The following is a 16,409-nucleotide window of genomic DNA, read 5'->3' on the forward strand; positions in this document are numbered from 1 at the left end:
TTCACCGCTGGTAACGCCATGCGTCCCCGGCAGCGGATGCGTACTTTACGCACGAACCGGCGTGAGCACAAGGGCTTTTTCAAGAGATTGTCATCACGCTGTCACGGAGCGTCACACTCCCTCTTCTCCCTATCCTTGCCCTCTATCCTTGCCTTGATGCCGAGGCACGCTCCACCAGGCCAAGAATCGACTGATAACTGAGCCCTGAGTGCTCACTCAGCCCTATCTCACAGGTGCGCGAGTTGGAGACACCATAGTCACAGTCGGCGACCACGTCCTTCAGCCCTTTCAGCGCCGAAGCATTGAGCTCCGGTGTCGCGAAGCCCTTGTCTCCCGCGAAACCACAGCAGGTGATCTCTTCCGGCACGACGATCTCGGTCGCACACTGGCGCGCCAGTGCCACGAAACGCTCCGCCAAGCCCATGCGGACACTGGAGCAGGTGACATGCACCGCGACTCTTGCCTTGAGCGGCGTGATCGAGAGGTGTGGCAATAGATAGTCGAGCACCAGCTGCACCGGCTCGACCAGCGTGAGTGATACCTCGAGATGTTCACGTGCGTAGGCCTGTGCCTGGGCGAGACACGGGCTGGTATCACAGAAGATCGGCAGACGCCCGCCATCGCTCGCTTCCACCAGCGCGGCTGCCAACTCGGCGGCCTTGGCATCCCCGGCCTCGAACTGGCCCTTGGACTGGAAGGCCATTCCGCAGCACAGAGCATCCACTCCCTTGGGCAGAACGACTTCGAATCCCGCCTTGTCCATCAGGGCCAGCGCCATCTCGGTGGCGCTGCGCGGATCGATGTCGCCAGTGGCGACCCCGAAGACACGCGTGGCACAGGACGGAAAATAGACGACATGCCCATTGGGCGTCTCGTTGCGCCCCAATGGCTGCGCCAGACGCTTGAGATAGGGGCGCGGAGCGGCGGCCGGCATGCTGGGGGTCCATTGCTGCACCCTGTCGCCGGAGACCTTGCGGGCGGCCTGAGTCAGCCGTCGCATGTTGCGCGTACCGACCACACCATGCAGCCCATCTGCCAGGCGCAAGACACCGCGCATGCCACTGGTGACATGGGTGAAGTGCTCGCCGGCCCAGTGCGCCACCTTCACCTTGCCCGGATGATCGGCACCGGCGTTCTCCTCGTGGCGCAGACCGCGGATCAGATCCCCGGTATTGATGCCGACCGGACACTGGGTCGCACACAGACCATCTCCCGCGCAGGTCTCCATGCCTTGATAGGCGTAATCCTTCTTGAGCGCCGCCAGCTGAGCGCGCTGCTCGTCCGTCGGTATATCGAGGGCGGCGAGTCGTGCGATCTCACGCCGGATGACGATGCGCTGACGTGGAGTGAGGCTGAGATTCTTCGACGGACACACCGACTCGCAGAATCCGCACTCGATGCAGCGATCCACCAGCGGGTCTGCTGCCGGGAGAGGCTTGAGGTTCTCCAGATGCAGACGGGAATTGCGTGTCAGGATGACTTCCGGATTGAGCAGATTGTCCGGGTCGAAAGCCTCCTTGATACGCCACATCAGGGCGTAGGCCTCCTTGCCCCACTCAAGCTCTACATAAGGTGCCATGTTGCGACCGGTACCATGCTCGGCCTTGAGCGAACCACCGTATTCCTGCCCCACCAGCCGTGCGACGTCATCCATCAATGCCTGATAGCGCTCCACCTCGCCTTCACGCTCGAAGCCCTGCGGGAAGACGAAATGCAGGTTGCCTTCCAGCGCGTGGCCGAACAGGATCGCCTGAGAGTAGCCATGACGCTGGAAGACCTCCGTCAGCGCCCCGACCCCTTCCGCCAGCCGCTCGATGGGGAAGGCGACATCCTCGATGATCACGGTGGTCCCCAGGTCACGCACCGCACCGACCGCCGGAAACAGCCCCTTGCGGATCTTCCAGTACAACGCATAGCGCTGCGCATCCTGGGTGAAGGCCCACGCTTCACAGGTCTCGATGCCTTCCAGCACGCGGGCGACCTCCGCCATGCGCGTCTCCAGCTCCTGCTGATGCGCGCCGCGCACATCCACCAGCAGCGCGACCGCCGCTTCCGGCAGGGTGCGCAGCACCTCCGGCATGCCCGGCGCGTCCTCGACGGAGCGCAGCGCCGCGCGATCCATCAGCTCCACCGCCGCCACCGGCGCCGTCTTGAGCAGCATGGTGGCGCGACAGGCCGCATCGATGTTCGGGTAGTAGACCAGCGCCGCCGCCTTGTGTGACTCCTCGATCACCGTGCGATAGGTGATCGAGGCGATGAAGCCCAGCGTGCCTTCCGAGCCGATCATCAGATGCTTGAGGATCTCGAGACCATCGGCATAGTCGACCAGCGCATTGAGGCTGTAGCCGGTCGTGTTCTTGAGGCGGTACTTGTGGCGGATGCGCTCCGCCAGTTCAGGGTCCGCCCGCACATCGCAGGCCATCCTTTCCAACGCTGCCAGCAGGCCAGCGTGGCTTGCACGGAAGGCCTGTACGCTCTTCGGCACCGCCGTATCCAGGCAGGTGCCATCGGCGAGAATGACGCGAATGTCCTCCACGGTGCGATAACTGTTGTGTGCCGTGCCGCAGCACATGCCGGAGGCGTTGTTGGCCGCGATGCCACCAATCATGCAGCTGTTGATGGAGGCCGGGTCCGGGCCGATCTTGCGCCCGAAGGGGGCCAGCAATTGATTGGCACGCGCGCCGATCACCCCCGGCTGCAGGCGGATACGACTGCCCTGTTCCAGCACCTGCGCCCCACGCCACTCACCGCCCAGCTGGATGAGCACCGAATCCGTCAGCGCCTGACCGGACAGCGACGTCCCGGCCGCCCGGAAGGTTACCGGCAGCTTGCGCGCCCGACACTCGCGCAGCACATGCCCCAGCTCCTGCTCGTCATGCACGCGCACCACCAGCTGCGGCACCAGACGATAGAAGCTGGCATCCGTGCCGTAGGCCAGCGTCCGCAACGCGTCGTGAATCAAGCGCTCAGCGGGAAGGTGCAATGCCAGCGCCTCGCGCAATGCCAGATAGGCAGCAGCACGCTCAGTCGCCGATGGGGTCTCGCTCAAGGCATCTCGTGCAATGGCGTCAGGAGCAGTCATGGCCAATCTCTTTTTGAAAAAACGGTGTGGATGTCAGTCAGGGCGGCATCACGAAAAGGCTCTGTCACTTGAGCAATGGGTCACTCAGGCCCAGCAAGTGGAACGCCAGCAAGCCAAGCACGCCAGAAGCCAACAGATAGTAAGCCGTCGGAATCGCCGTCATGCGCAGGGTGCGTCCCTCACGCCCCAGCAGGCCGACGGTCGCCGAGGCCGCCACCACATTGTGGATGGCGATCATGTTGCCAGCCGCCGCCCCGACCGCCTGCAGCGCCACCATCAGCGCTCCCGAGAGCCCGAGCTGGGCAGCGACATTGAACTGGAACTGGGACAGCATCATGTTCGAGACCGTATTGGAGCCGGCGATGAAGGCCCCCAGCGCGCCGATGCCGGACGCGAACAGCGGATACGCCTGACCGAGACTGTCGGCCACCACGTTCGCCATCACCACCGGCATCGAGGCCAGGTCGTTCAGATTGACGCCGGAGTTGATCAGGATGCGCACCATGGGAATGGTGAACACCAGCACGAATCCGGCCCCGACCAGCGTGCGCCAGGATTCACTGGCCGCCGCCACCAGCTGACGCGTCTGCATGCGATGCAGCATCAGGGTGATCAGTGCCACGAAGACCATGATGCCGCCCGGCAGGTAGAGCGGTTGTATCGACCCCGACACACCGCTGGCCCCCACCAGGTCCGTGGCACTGAACTGCACGCTGACCAGCCAGCCCTTGAAGTCACTCGATACGCGTGAGGCGACCAGCAGCAGCGCGATCAGCCCATAGGGCAACCACGCCAGCCACAGAGGCAGCGGTTTTCTGCCCGCCGCGGCGGCCTCGACGTCATCACGCTCCAGCGTCAGGTCTCCCAGCCAATGTTTGGGCCACTCGGCCTCGGGCGGAAAGTCCCAGCTGTCCTTCGGCAGTAGAAATCCGGCACGCGCCGCCGGTACCACAAGGATCAACCCGACCAGCGCCCCGATCAGTGACGGGAATTCCGGGCCGAGGAAGATGCCCGCCGCCACGTAGGGCAGCGTGAAGCACAGGCCGGCGAACAGCGCGAACGGCGCAATCGACAGCCCCTCGCTCCAGCTTTTCTTCGCACCGAAGAAGCGCGTCATCATCACGGTCATGAACAGCGGCATCAGCAGGCCGACGATGCCGTGCACGATGGCAACTTCCGAGGTGATCAGCTGCAGGAAGGCTTCCCAGCTGGAATGGTTCGCCAGCAGCTGCTCACCGAGATTGGCCTTGTCGAGGCCTGCATTCACGCCGATCACGATCGGCGTGCCCACCGCCCCGAATGACACCGGCGTCGACTGGATCATCATGCCCACCATCACCGCCCCCAGCGCCGGGAAGCCGATGGCGACCAGCAGCGGCGCCGCGATGGCCGCAGGCGTCCCGAAGCCGGAAGCGCCCTCGATGAAGCTGCCGAACAGCCAGGCGATGATGATCGCCTGTACGCGCCGATCCGGGCTGATGGTGGTGAAGGCACCGCGGATCACCGCGATCGCCCCGGAATGCTTGAGGGTGTTGAGCAGGAAGATGGCGCCGAAGATGATCCACAGCACCGAGACGGTGACCATCAATCCCTGCAGCGTGGAGGCCAGAATGCGCGTCAGCGACATCTGCCACACGAAATAGCCGATGGCAGCGGTGACGAGGAAGACCAATGGCATGGCGCGGCGCGCGGGCCATTGCAGGCCGACGAGCAGGATGCCCGCCAGCAGAATGGGGGCAAAGGCCAGCAAGGCCAGGAGGGGCTCGGACATGACGGAAACTCCGCAGGCGAATTGTTGTGATTGTTGTCGGGCACAGCAGTGAAGCACTCGGGGTTGGCGCACCCTCTGGTCAGGTCTCCACGCAAATTGGTCATACCAATTTACCTTGCTGCACCTCGGCATAATCTAGGCGTCGCCCTCATGGCGGTCAAACATCATGAGCTGCCTGATATCTAGACATTGGTCAAAGCACCACCGCCCTTTAAAATTGGTATTACCAATTGTTGGCAATCCCAATCAGCCACGCGAGGCGTGGTTGTCATACATATTGGTAAGACCAATGTCGGCTATAGCGCGAAGTCGCCACACGCCACACTGATCCTCGGTCGCGCCTCTTCTGCATGCCGCACACCGGCTTGCAGCACTCGGCGCCACCTTTCACTTCTGCCGCAAGGACACTTCCATGCGTTACGCCCCCGTCCGCCAACCCCGTATCGCCGATGTGCTCACCGAACGCCTCGAGAGCATGATTCTCGAGGGCAGTCTGAAGCCCGGTGAGCGGCTTCCTCCGGAGCGCACCCTCGCCGAGCAGTTCGAGGTCTCGCGACCGTCCGTACGGGAAGCCATCCAGAAGCTGGCGGCGCGCGGGCTTTTGACCTCACGTCAGGGTGGCGGCACCTACGTGTCCGAAGAGTTGGCGCGCGCCTGGTCCGACCCGCTCAGTGCGCTGCTGGGTCGGCACTCCGAGTTCAATCTCGACCTGCTGGAGTTTCGCGACGCCCTGGAAGGCATCAGCGCCTATTACGCTGCCATGCGCTCCACCCCGGCCGACAAGGAGATGCTGCGTCAATGCTTCGAGACGCTGGAGAAGAGTTTCGAGGGACGTGACCCGGAACTGGAAGCCGGCGCGGATGCCGCCTTCCACCTCGCCATCGCCGAGGCCGCACACAACGTGGTGCTGCTGCACTCGATGCGCAGCCTGTTCCAGTTGCTGGAGAAGAGCATCGTGGCCAACCTGCGCCACCTGTTCGAGAAGCCGGAATCGCGTCCGCGCCTGATCCAGCAGCACCGCACCCTGTTCGAGGCAATCATGGAAGGACGCGCCGAGGACGCCCGCAACGCGGCCCACGAGCACCTGGTGTTCGTCGAGGATTCACTGCTGGAGCTGGAGCGCGCCGAAACCCGTGCACAGCGTGCCCTGCGCCGTGCCCAGGCCATGCCGGAGCGCTGAGGGTGCAACGCTGATGGATCAGTGAGGGTGGCCGCTCCCCCTCCCCTTGAGCCCTTGCCCAGGAAGGCCTGCCGATGAAGGACACGCGTCTGCCTCACCACTGGCGTCTGCTGCTGGCGATCGTGCTACCGATCGGTCTGATGCTGTGCGTCTGGCAGGCGGTGGCCGTCGCGCGCAGCCAGTCACTCGAGCGCCTGACCCATGAAGCAGACAACGAGTTGCGCCTGACCGCCGCCAGCCTGCGTGGTCAACTGAGTCAGCATGCCTACCTGCCACGGCTGGTCGCCGAGAACGATCAGCTGCGCGCTTTCCTTGATGCCCCCGATGACCCCAGCGCCGAGATGGCACTCAATCAACGGCTCGATCGCATGCGCGCGCTCGCGAAGGTGTCCGACCTCTACCTGGTCAACGACGTCGGCACCACCATCGCCGCCAGCAACTGGCGCTCGGCATCCACCTTCATCGGCCAGAACTATCGCTTCCGCCCCTACTGGAAGGACGCCATCGATGGCGGCGAAGCACGCTTCTACGGGCTGGGGACCAGTTCCGGCGAGCGTGGCTACTTCTTCAGCGCCAGCGTGGTGAGTCCCCGCGGGCGGCGCGGCGTGGTGGTGGCCAAGGTGCAGATCGCCGCGCTGGAAGCGGCATGGCTGGATCAGAATGCCGACATCATGGTCACCGACCCCCACGGCGTGATCTTCATCGCCAGTCAGCCCGACCGGGTACTGCGCACGCTGGACCCCCTCAGTGACGAGACCCGCAACCGGCTGCTCGACACCCAGCGCTATGCCAATCAACGCCTGCGCCCCCTGCGGCTCTATCACCGTGAAGCCTTGTCCGATCTGTCGACGCCCGAGCCGCCCTTGCGTCTCGACGCCGTCACCACGGTCGAGCTGCTGCAACTGACGCCGGGCGATCTCTGGCAGCACGCCTGGTTGAGCCTGTCACGCCCGCTGCCGGACATCGGCTGGCGCCTGCATGTGCTCAAGCCACTGGCCCCGCTGCGCGGCAGCATCTGGCAAGCCGCCGGACTGGCCGCCGGTGGCTACGTACTGCTGTGCCTGCTGGCGGGGCTGGGCTGGCAACGGCTGCGCATCCTGCGCGAGCGGCGTCTGTTCGCCGAACGTGAACGACAGTCGCTCGCCGCCAGTCAGCAACGGGTGCGGGGCATCATCGACCGCACTCAGGCGGGGCTGTGTATCCTCGATGAACGTGCTCACCTGGTGTACCTCAATCCTACCGCCGTGGCGCTGTTCGGTTCGCCCTTGAGCGCCGATGCCTCACGGGACGACAGCCCCCGGCAGCCCAGCGCACGCGAAGGGCGTGACCTGCGCGAACTGTTCCTGCCGGCCGAGCGTGCGCTGCTGGACCACCTGACCCGCCCCCGCCCGATCGGGCCGCTGGAAGTGCATGGCCTGCGCAGCGGAGTGGCCGTGCCGCTGGAGCTGTCCTGCGCCCCGCTACCGAGCCCCAATGGCCCGCGCTGGCTGGTGACGGTCTTCGATGTCAGCGAGCGGCGCGCCCAGGCCGAGGCTCTCGCCCAGGCACGCGATGCCTTCGAGCAACGCGTGGTCGAGCGCACCCGTGACCTCGCTGCCAGCAATGCGCGCCTGAGCGCGGAAGTCGAGGAACGCACCCGCGCCGAGCGTGAGCTGCGCGCGACCCGCGATGAACTGATCCAGACCGCCAAGCTGGCAGTGCTTGGCGAGCTGGCCGCCGGCATCAACCACGAGCTCAACCAGCCGCTGGCCGCCATCCGCGCCTATGCCGAGAATGCCAGCGCCTTCCTCGCCCGTGCCCAGACACCTCAGGTCGAGAGCAACCTGCGCCAGATCACCGAGCTGACCCAGCGCATGGGCGAGATCAGCGCCCAGCTGCGCCAGTTCTCGCGCAAGAGTGGTGACCGCCTGGAAGCGGTCGACCTCGCCACCAGTCTCGACTATGCCCTGCGCCTGCTGCAGCCACGCTGTGATGCCCAGGCAGTCGACATCACGCGTGAGCAGAGCACCGCCCTGCCCAGGGTGCGTGCCGAACCGGTACGCCTCGAGCAGGTACTGGTCAATCTGCTCAGCAATGCACTGGATGCGCTGGCTGACAGACCGTCAGCGCCAGCCTGCCTCCAGCTGAACCTGCATGAACGAGCCGGAAGTGAAGGCACGCAAGTGGTGCTGGAAGTGCATGACAACGGCCCGGGGCTTGCGCCAGCCCAGCTGACGCGGGTCTTCGAACCCTTCTATACCCAGCGCGCCGATGGCAAGGGACTGGGACTGGGGCTGTCGATCAGCGCGCGTATCGTGGCGGATCTCGGCGGCACCCTCGAGGCGCATCCCTCACCGCTGGGGGGCGCACTGTTCCGGCTGACGCTGCCGGCGTCGGGCACGCCATCACAGCCCCTTTCCCCATCCGCCGCCGCCAATTCACAGGAGCCGTCATGAGTGATGTCACGAATGCTGACATGCAGGTGCTGGTCGTGGATGACGAACCACATCTACGCGACAGCCTGAGCCAGAGCCTGATGCTGGCCGATTACCTCACCCGGCCGCTGGCCAGTGCCGAGGAAGCGCTTGAGATCCTGAACACCGAAGCCCCCTTCGAAGGCGTGGTGATCACCGACATCCGCATGCCGGGCATGGATGGTCTGAGCCTGCTGCGCGCTGCCCGTGAGCTGGATGACGAGCTGCCGGTGATCGTGATGACAGGGCATGGCGATGTCGATACCGCCGTCTCCGCCATGCAGGGCGGCGCCTGGGACTTCATCGAGAAACCCTTCGATCGTGAGCGGCTGCTGGACGGGGTGCGGCGTGCGGTGGCCGCCAGACGTCTGGCGCTGGAGAACCGCTCGCTGCGCGAGCAGCTGGATACCCAGCGCAACAGCGCCGGGCCGCGCCTGGTCGGCAGCAGCGAGGTGATTCAGCGCCTGGATGCCCAGGTCTCACGGCTGGCGGCGGTGGATGCCGATACCCTGCTGTACGGCGAGACCGGAGCCGGCAAGGATCGCGTGGCCCGCTGTCTGCACGAGCGCAGTCTCCGTGCCAGCAAGCCCTTCGTGGCACTCAATTGTGGCGGCATGCCGGAGACGTTGATCGAGTCGGAGCTGTTCGGCCACGAAAAGGGGGCCTTTACCGGCGCCAGCGAGCGCCGGATCGGCAAGCTGGAACACGCCGACGGCGGCACCCTGTTTCTCGATGAGATCGAGTCCATGCCGATGTCGTTGCAGATCAAGCTGTTGCGTGTCCTTCAGGAGCGCAGTATCGAGCGACTGGGCAGCAATACACCGCGCCCCATCGACATCCGCGTCATCGCGGCCACCAAGCGTGACCTGCGTGAAGCGGCCAGCGCCGGCGACTTTCGTGAAGACCTCTACTACCGCCTGAACGTCGTCACGCTGTATCTGCCGCCACTGCGTGAGCATCGCGAGGATATCCTGCAGCTGTTTCGACACTTCGCCATTCTGGCCAGCGAGCGCACCAGTCTGGAGGTTCCGCCGCTGGATTCGCGTACGCTGCAGGCGCTGCTCGACCATGACTGGCCGGGCAATGTGCGTGAGCTGAGAAACTGTGCGGAGCGTCATGTGCTGCTGGGGGGGCTGGAGGGCAATATCGGCGACAGCATGGCGGAGGGGCAGCCGCCGGGAGGTTCCGCCGAACAACGCAGCCTGCAGGCGGAGATGTCACTGGAAGAGAGCGTCAGCCAGGCAACCGAAGGGCAGGCACTGCCGACACGCATGGAGGCCTTCGAGGCCGCGCTCATCCGTGACGCGCTGGCCGCGTGCCGCGGACAGGTCGTGATGGCCTGCGAACGACTGGGACTGCCGCGCAAGACACTTTACGACAAGCTCAAGAAGCATGGCCTGAGTGCCGAACCCTACCGGCGCTGAAGCGCATGGCGGACTGCGGGAGAGGTAGCCGTCGTGTCAGACACCGGCCATCAGGCGAGACAGGCTGGCGCCGAAGACGGACAACGGTCCCTGCAGGTGCATGATGTCCACCAGCACCGCCAGCGGCGGTAGCCAGGGAGTCATCGCGGCGATCACCGCCACCATCGCCAGCGAGTTGCCCGGCTCGCGGTAATCGAACAGCTTGAAGGCAGTGCCGAAACTCTTCTTGAGACGCGCCCCGACCATGTCGACGCTGTACATCTCATCCAGCAACAGATGGATCATGGCGCCGAACAACAGGGCGGCGCCCTGCCACCAGGCCTGCTCCTCACTCTGGCCGAGCAGATGCAGACTGGCGGCCGTCACGCCCAGCGAGCACAGCAATGAGGCCAGCAGGGAATGCCAGATGCCGCGATGGACGGTGAAACGCTTGAAGATGGCGCTGGCCACATAGCGCACGCCCAGATAGGTCGCGCCGCCCGCCATCATCAGCGGCCCCGCCAGCAGGCGGTCCTGCAGCAGCAGCACGCAGGCCATGGTCGCCAGCACCGCAAACAGCGTGAACAGGATACGGATGGCGCGCGAGTTGTCGGAGTCGATGTCCGGCAGGATGCCACCGAAGGTCGTCAGGCTCGCCAGCGGCACACCCTCCGCCAGTGACCACAGGCCGCCTTGCCAGCCGGCCGCCGCCACGATACCGCCGGCAAAGGCTGCCACGGTGATATGGGTACGAAAATTGGCCATGAGATACGGGTCGCGAGCCCTCGACGATGTCACTGGACCAGTCACCACACGCTGTCACTGGATATATGTCCAGATTATGACGCAAGCATTTCATGAAAAACAATGGCTTGTCCGGGTTTGTGAGTGCAGATGCTGCCTCCACCGTCAACGCTCGGGAAATGCAGCCCCCGAAACGCGCACTCCCCCGCCAGCCTGGGCCGACGGGGGAGTGCTCTTTGCTGCGCTCGGGGAACTCCTTGAAGGAGGTTCAGCCGGCGTAATCCTCAGACAGATGCTGATCCTTCAGCTTGACGTAGTTCACCGCCGAATAGGTGAAGAACTCACGCTCGCTGTCCTTGATGGGACGCAGCGCACGCGCGGGATTGCCCGCATACACATGCCCGCCTTCGAGACGCTTGCCAGGCGGCACCAGTGCGCCCGCCGCGATGATGACCTCATCCTCCACCACCACACCGTCCATCACGATGGCTCCCATGCCGACCAGCACGCGGTCATGGATGGTGCAGCCGTGCAGCACGGCCTTGTGGCCGATGGTGACGTCGTCACCGATTTCCAGCGGATGGCCGCCCGGATTGAAGTCGCTGGCGTGAGTGATGTGCAGCACTGCCCCGTCCTGCACGCTGGTACGCGCGCCGATACGGATACGGTGCATGTCGCCGCGGATCACGGCCAGTGGCCATACCGAGCTGTCATCACCGAGGGCGACATCGCCCAGTACGACACTGCTGGGGTCGATGAAAACCCGTTCGCCCAGCCGCGGCGTCAGGCCCTTGAAGGATCGAATGCTCATGCCTTGCCTCCTGAATTAGGCCACCAGCCTACTGCTCCCATCGTCATGATGCCAATAGCGCGGCAGCCTGAATCGCGTTGCGGTTTGCTCGACGACGCTCATTTCCCCGCCTTGCGGCACCGCCCCTCCCGAGGACTAAACGCCCTGCTCACGTAACCCTTGGCGGCCTACTTGAAGAAGCTCCACCCCAGCACGACCAGCACCAGCGGAATCGAGATCCAGCGCAGCACCCAACGCCAGCGACGGAAGAAACGACGCGACGTCCCCAGCCCCGCCAATGCCAGATTCTGCGGCATGATCCAGCCCGCGAAGATGGCGATCAGCAGGCCGCCGATCGGCAGGAAGAAGTCCGGCGGAATCGTCGTCACCACATCGAAGGCGTTCATCTCGCCCAGCAGGTGCACCTCCTTGAGGCTCGAGAAGGACAGCACCGACAACAGGCCCATCGCCCAGACCGCGATACCCACCGCCAGCGCGGCACGCCGACGTGTCATTCCCCAGCCCTGCAGCACCTCGACGATGGGTTCGGCGATGTTGATCGAGCTGGTCCAGGTCGCCAGCAGCAGCAACAGGAAGAACAGCGCCAGCAGCAGGCTGCCGCCCGGCAGATTGGCAAAGGCGATGGGCAGGCTGACGAACATCAGGCCGGGCCCGGAGGCCGGGTCCAGCCCCTGACTGAACACCGCCGCGAAGATGGCGATCCCCGCCAGCAATGCCACCCCGATGTCCAGCGCCGCCACGGCGATCGCGGCCGTCGGCAGACTCTGGCGCTCCGGCATGTAGGCGCCATAGGCCATCAGCGCACAGGCGCCGACCGCCAACGTGAAGAAGGCATGCCCCATGGCATTGAGTATCACGTCCAGCGTGATGGCGTCGGGATTGGGCATGAACAGCCAGCTGATGGCGGGACCGAAGCCCGGAGTGCTGATGCTGTAACCGGCCAATGCCAGCAACAGCACGTAGAGCAGCGGCATCATCAGGTTGTTGAGACGTTCGAGCCCCGAGGAGATGCCGGCGGCCACCACGCTCATGGTCATCAGCATGAAGACGGTGTGGTTGAAGGTCATGGTGACCGGGTCTTCCAGGAAGGCACCGAAGGAGGCGCCGATCTCCGGCGGGCTCATGCCGCTGAAGTCCCCCTTCAGTGAATCGACCAGATACTCGATCGACCAGCCCGACACCACCGAATAGAACGACAGGATGAAGAACATGGTGATGGCACCGAAGAAGCCCAGCCAGCGCCAGTTCGGCGTACGGCCAGCGCTGGTCGCCAGATGGGCGAGCGCCTGCATCGGCCCGCGCCGACCGGCGCGACCGATCATGATCTCGGCCATCATCACCGGCAGGCCCAGCAGCAGCACGAAGCCGATGTACAGCAGCAGAAAGGCCGAACCGCCGTTCTCGCCCGTCATGTACGGGAAGCGCCAGATGTTGCCCAACCCGACGGCAGCGCCGGTGACGGCCAGGATGAAGGCGCGGCGACTGCCCCAGCGTTCGGTGGTTTCGCTCATGTCTGCTCTCGTGGTGAAGAATCGATAGTCAATGAAGGCTCATCAGGGGCTGCAAGATAGCAGCCGCGTCGTTCAGGGCCAATGCAGGCTCGGCTCGGGCGTCCCACGCGGAGAGGTCCGGGCCGCCTCCTATCGGGTCGATAGATTGAATAACACGCGCCAAGGCCTCACATTCTAGGTATCCCCGCGGCGACGGTGACACCGTTCTCGTGGCGCCTCCGACGCGCCAGTCTTCCTTTACCGTTCACCGCTGCCGCCCATCCGAATGACGCGAGGTACACGATGTCGATCAATCCCCTGTTGGAACGCAACACTCTGCCCCCCTTCGACACCCTCAAGGCCGAGCATGTCGAAGACGCGATCAGCGAACTGCTGGAGCACAACCAGCAGGAGATCGAGCGCCTGATCGAGGCCACCCGCGACGACACGCGCTGGGACAACTTCGCCGCGCCGCTGGAAGCGCTGGGCGACCGCCTGAGTCAGGCCTGGTCACCGGTCTCGCACCTCAACTCGACCATGAATTCCCCCAAGCTGCGCGAGGCCTATCAGGCCTGTCTGGCCAAGCTGTCGGCCTACTCCACCTGGGTGGGTCAGAACAGCGATCTGGCTGCGGCCTATCAGCGCCTTGCGGACAGCGACGAATTCGCAAGCCTCGATGAAGCCCAGCAGAAGGCGATCACCAACAGTCTGCGCGATTTCCGTCTCGCCGGTGTCGATCTGCCCCAGGACAAGAAGCAGCGTTATGGCGAGATCCAGGCGCGCCTGTCCGAACTCTCCAACACCTTCTCCAACCATGTGCTGGATGCCACCCAGGCCTGGCACAAGGATGTCGAGGAAGAGGCACTGGCGGGCGTGCCGGAAAGCGGCCTCGCGGCGCTCAAGGCCAACGCCGAGGCCAAGGGGCTGGAAGGCTATCGCATCACCCTGGACTTCCCGAGCTTCTTCCCGGTGCTCAGCTACGCCGACAACCGCGAGCTGCGCGAGGAGGTCTACACCGCCTTCGTCACCCGCGCCTCGGAAAAGGGTCCCAACGCCGGTGATTTCGACAACGGTCCGGTGATCGAGGAGATTCTGGCCCTGCGTCAGGAACTGGCCAGGCTGATCGGTTTCGACGATTACGCCTCACTGTCACTGGCGACCAAGATGGCCGACTCGCCGGCACAGGTCATCAGCTTCCTCGAGGACCTCGCGACCCGCGCAGTGCCCCAGGCGCGTGAAGAGTTCAACGAGCTGGCGGCCTACGCCACCGAAAGCCTCGGCATCGATGACCTGCAACCGTGGGATGTCGGCTACGCCAGCGAGAAGCTGCGCGAATCACGCTACGCGATCAATCAGGAACAGCTGCGCCCCTACTTCCCGGCGCCGCAGGCCATCGACGGGCTGTTCGAGGTGGTCAATCGCCTCTACGGCATCACCTTCCAGCAGCGTGAAGTGCCGGTGTGGCACGACGACGTCAGCTACTACGAGGTGATCGAGAATGACACGCCGATCGCCGGCTTCTATCTCGACCTCTATGCCCGCGAAGGCAAGCGTGGCGGCGCCTGGATGGATGAGTGCCGCGTGCGTCGTCGCCGCGAGGATGGCAGCCTGCAGTTGCCGGTCGCCTATCTGACCTGCAACTTCACCCGCCCGGTGGGTGGCCGCCCGGCGCTGCTGACCCACGATGAAGTGGTCACGCTGTTCCACGAGTTCGGTCACGGTCTGCATCACATGCTGACCCGTCAGGAAGTCGCCGAAGTCTCCGGCATCAATGGCGTGGCGTGGGACGCCGTCGAGCTGCCCAGCCAGTTCATGGAGAACTTCTGCTACGAGCGTGAAGGGCTGGATCTGATCGCGCGTCACGTGGACACCGGCGAGCGTCTGCCCGACGACATGCTCGAGCGCCTGCAGGCAGCCCGCAACTTCCAGGCGGCGATGACCATGGTCCGCCAGCTGGAATTCTCGCTGTTCGACTTCCGCCTGCATCACGAGCTCGACACGCCGTCCGCCGGCGATGTCCAGACGCTGCTCGACGAGGTACGCAGCAAGGTCGCCGTGGTCCCGGCAGTCGAGTTCAACCGCTTCCAGAATGGCTTCAGCCACATCTTCGCCGGCGGTTACGCCGCGGGCTACTACAGCTACAAGTGGGCCGAAGTGCTGTCGGCGGATGCCTTCAGCGCCTTCGAGGAAAGCGCCGTCTTCGACACCGCCACCGGTCAGCGCTTCCGGGAAGAGGTACTGGCCAAGGGTGGCTCGCGTGATGCCGCCGAGCTGTTCCGCGCCTTCCGGGGCCGTGACCCGCAGGTCGATGCCCTGCTGCGTCACTCCGGCATCGGTGCCCAGGCGGCCTGAGCCTCGCCCAGACCCCGGTCTTGATGACGGCGCAAGCCTGATCACACCGCTGACCCTGCGCCCCTGACCTTTGCCGGTCGGGGGCGTATCATATGGCGCATCGTCCGCCTGACGCTCGCATTGCCCGATGCCGAGCGGCCTGACACAACCAGATCCTGACTGGAGGCACCATGTCTACCATCAAGCGCTTCATCGCGGGTGCCGTCTGCCCACGCTGCGGAGCAATGGACCGCCTGCGCACCTGGGAGCAGAACGAGACACGCTACCGTGACTGCGTGTCCTGTGACTTCTTCGAGCAACAGGCCATCGAGGAACCGCCCACCCTCGAGGAGCTATCCACGCGCGTGAACGCGCCACGCGACGAGCCCGCGAGTGATGAGGTCCAGCCGGTGCGTATCCTGGACCCCGGCAAGCGGCATTGACCGCATGTGATTGTGATATCGCGAGCCCCCCATGGCATCCATGCTTGCTGCATGAAAAAGCCCCGCCAGATGGCGGGGCTTTTTCATGCAGCTCGACGGACTGTCAGCTCGACTGGCCCACGGCTTTCATTTGACCACGCCGCAGGCAACGCGCGAGCCGCCACCACCCAGCTTGGGCGTATCGGTGTAGTTGTCACCGCCGGAGTGGATCATCAGCGCATGACCGCCGAGATCGCTCTCCTTGAGGCGCGGAGCCAACACCGGCAGCGAGATCTTGCCATCGGCATCGACGCTCAGCGCCGGAAGATCGCCCAGGTGGCCATCGCCATACGGGCCCTGGTGGGTGCCGGTCTCCTCTGGGTCGAAGTGGCCACCTGCCGCGGCACCGGCCACGGCCTCACCGTCCTTCTCGGCGGGTTCGCAGCTGGCATTGGCATGCAGGTGGAAGCCATGGATGCCGCTTTCGAGCCCTTCGATCTTCGGCGTCAGCAGCAGACCATCAGCAGTGTCCTCGGCCATGATGCTACCGACGGTCTCGCCCACCCCGTCACTGCTGACACGATGCATTTCCACCTCGGTGGCCGCCTGGGCGACACCCCCGAACAACCAGGCACCCAGCGCCACCGCAGCGGCGCTCTTGAAGGGCTTTCTGGTAGATGACGCAAAGGATGCCGTGTGCTGTGTCTCGTGATTCATGAGCA

Annotated in this window: 11 protein-coding genes; 5 read left to right on the forward strand and 6 right to left on the reverse strand. The window is 64.7% G+C overall.

Annotation, left to right across the window (positions count from 1 at the left end; translation table 11 throughout):
- Positions 1–142: 142 nt before the first annotated feature.
- The gene (locus QD228_RS09780) at positions 143–3,082 is read right to left on the reverse strand and encodes an FAD-binding and (Fe-S)-binding domain-containing protein (RefSeq protein ID WP_279875455.1); all 2,940 of its coding nucleotides are present in this window, start codon (positions 3,080–3,082) and stop codon (positions 143–145) included.
- 64 nt (positions 3,083–3,146) lie between these two features.
- Positions 3,147–4,853: an L-lactate permease gene (locus QD228_RS09785; RefSeq protein WP_279875457.1), complete on the reverse strand. Its 1,707-nt coding sequence runs from the start codon at positions 4,851–4,853 to the stop codon at positions 3,147–3,149.
- A 412-nt stretch (positions 4,854–5,265) separates the two neighbouring features.
- Here QD228_RS09785 and QD228_RS09790 point away from each other — a divergent pair, with 412 nt between their 5' ends.
- The 3 genes from QD228_RS09790 to QD228_RS09800 all read left to right on the forward strand — a co-directional run bounded on the left by QD228_RS09790 (position 5,266) and on the right by QD228_RS09800 (position 9,910).
- Entirely contained in the window at positions 5,266–6,033 is a 768-nt protein-coding gene (locus QD228_RS09790) for an FCD domain-containing protein (protein ID WP_077379971.1), read from the forward strand.
- A gap of 74 nt (positions 6,034–6,107) precedes the next feature.
- Entirely contained in the window at positions 6,108–8,468 is a 2,361-nt protein-coding gene (locus QD228_RS09795) for an ATP-binding protein (RefSeq protein ID WP_279875459.1), read from the forward strand.
- Positions 8,465–9,910, forward strand: coding sequence for a sigma-54 dependent transcriptional regulator (locus tag QD228_RS09800; RefSeq protein ID WP_084207741.1), 1,446 nt, complete (start codon positions 8,465–8,467; stop codon positions 9,908–9,910). Before QD228_RS09795 ends, QD228_RS09800 begins: the two co-directional genes overlap by 4 nt.
- Positions 9,911–9,946: 36 nt before the next feature.
- Here QD228_RS09800 and QD228_RS09805 read toward each other — a convergent pair whose 3' ends face one another.
- From QD228_RS09805 to QD228_RS09815, 3 genes are all read right to left on the reverse strand, one after another.
- Positions 9,947–10,654 carry a metal-dependent hydrolase gene (locus QD228_RS09805; protein WP_077379967.1) on the reverse strand — a complete coding sequence of 236 codons (708 nt, stop codon included), beginning with the start codon at positions 10,652–10,654 and terminating at the stop codon, positions 9,947–9,949.
- 247 nt (positions 10,655–10,901) lie between these two features.
- Positions 10,902–11,444: a gamma carbonic anhydrase family protein gene (locus QD228_RS09810; protein ID WP_191236384.1), complete on the reverse strand. Its 543-nt coding sequence runs from the start codon at positions 11,442–11,444 to the stop codon at positions 10,902–10,904.
- A gap of 167 nt (positions 11,445–11,611) precedes the next feature.
- Positions 11,612–12,955, reverse strand: coding sequence for a sodium-dependent transporter (locus QD228_RS09815; protein ID WP_077379963.1), 1,344 nt, complete (start codon positions 12,953–12,955; stop codon positions 11,612–11,614).
- 282 nt (positions 12,956–13,237) lie between these two features.
- Here QD228_RS09815 and prlC point away from each other — a divergent pair, with 282 nt between their 5' ends.
- Both prlC and QD228_RS09825 read left to right on the forward strand, forming a co-directional pair.
- A complete protein-coding gene (prlC, locus tag QD228_RS09820) occupies positions 13,238–15,286 on the forward strand; it encodes an oligopeptidase A (protein ID WP_084207739.1) in 2,049 nt (682 codons plus the stop codon).
- 170 nt (positions 15,287–15,456) lie between these two features.
- Positions 15,457–15,708: a YheV family putative zinc ribbon protein gene (locus tag QD228_RS09825; protein WP_077379959.1), complete on the forward strand. Its 252-nt coding sequence runs from the start codon at positions 15,457–15,459 to the stop codon at positions 15,706–15,708.
- A 126-nt stretch (positions 15,709–15,834) separates the two neighbouring features.
- Here the strand turns inward: QD228_RS09825 and sodC are convergent, their stop codons facing one another.
- Positions 15,835–16,404 carry a superoxide dismutase family protein gene (gene sodC / locus QD228_RS09830; RefSeq protein WP_084207737.1) on the reverse strand — a complete coding sequence of 190 codons (570 nt, stop codon included), beginning with the start codon at positions 16,402–16,404 and terminating at the stop codon, positions 15,835–15,837.
- Between the last annotated feature and the right edge of the window lie 5 nt (positions 16,405–16,409).

Origin of the sequence: Cobetia sp. 3AK, assembly GCF_029846335.1 — a bacterium.
In the GTDB taxonomy this organism is placed as follows: domain Bacteria; phylum Pseudomonadota; class Gammaproteobacteria; order Pseudomonadales; family Halomonadaceae; genus Cobetia; species Cobetia marina.

Bases quoted from the DNA above. Each gene is read 5' to 3' on its own strand.
- QD228_RS09815 (WP_077379963.1), bottom strand. From the start codon at position 12,955: ATGAGCGAAACCACCGAACGCTGGGGCAGTCGCCGCGCCTTCATCCTG.
- QD228_RS09800 (WP_084207741.1), top strand. From the start codon at position 8,465: ATGAGTGATGTCACGAATGCTGACATGCAGGTGCTGGTCGTGGATGAC.
- QD228_RS09780 (WP_279875455.1), bottom strand. From the start codon at position 3,082: ATGACTGCTCCTGACGCCATTGCACGAGATGCCTTGAGCGAGACCCCA.
- QD228_RS09790 (WP_077379971.1), top strand. From the start codon at position 5,266: ATGCGTTACGCCCCCGTCCGCCAACCCCGTATCGCCGATGTGCTCACC.
- prlC (WP_084207739.1), top strand. From the start codon at position 13,238: ATGTCGATCAATCCCCTGTTGGAACGCAACACTCTGCCCCCCTTCGAC.
- QD228_RS09785 (WP_279875457.1), bottom strand. From the start codon at position 4,853: ATGTCCGAGCCCCTCCTGGCCTTGCTGGCCTTTGCCCCCATTCTGCTG.
- QD228_RS09825 (WP_077379959.1), top strand. From the start codon at position 15,457: ATGTCTACCATCAAGCGCTTCATCGCGGGTGCCGTCTGCCCACGCTGC.
- QD228_RS09810 (WP_191236384.1), bottom strand. From the start codon at position 11,444: ATGAGCATTCGATCCTTCAAGGGCCTGACGCCGCGGCTGGGCGAACGG.
- QD228_RS09805 (WP_077379967.1), bottom strand. From the start codon at position 10,654: ATGGCCAATTTTCGTACCCATATCACCGTGGCAGCCTTTGCCGGCGGT.
- QD228_RS09795 (WP_279875459.1), top strand. From the start codon at position 6,108: ATGAAGGACACGCGTCTGCCTCACCACTGGCGTCTGCTGCTGGCGATC.
- sodC (WP_084207737.1), bottom strand. From the start codon at position 16,404: ATGAATCACGAGACACAGCACACGGCATCCTTTGCGTCATCTACCAGA.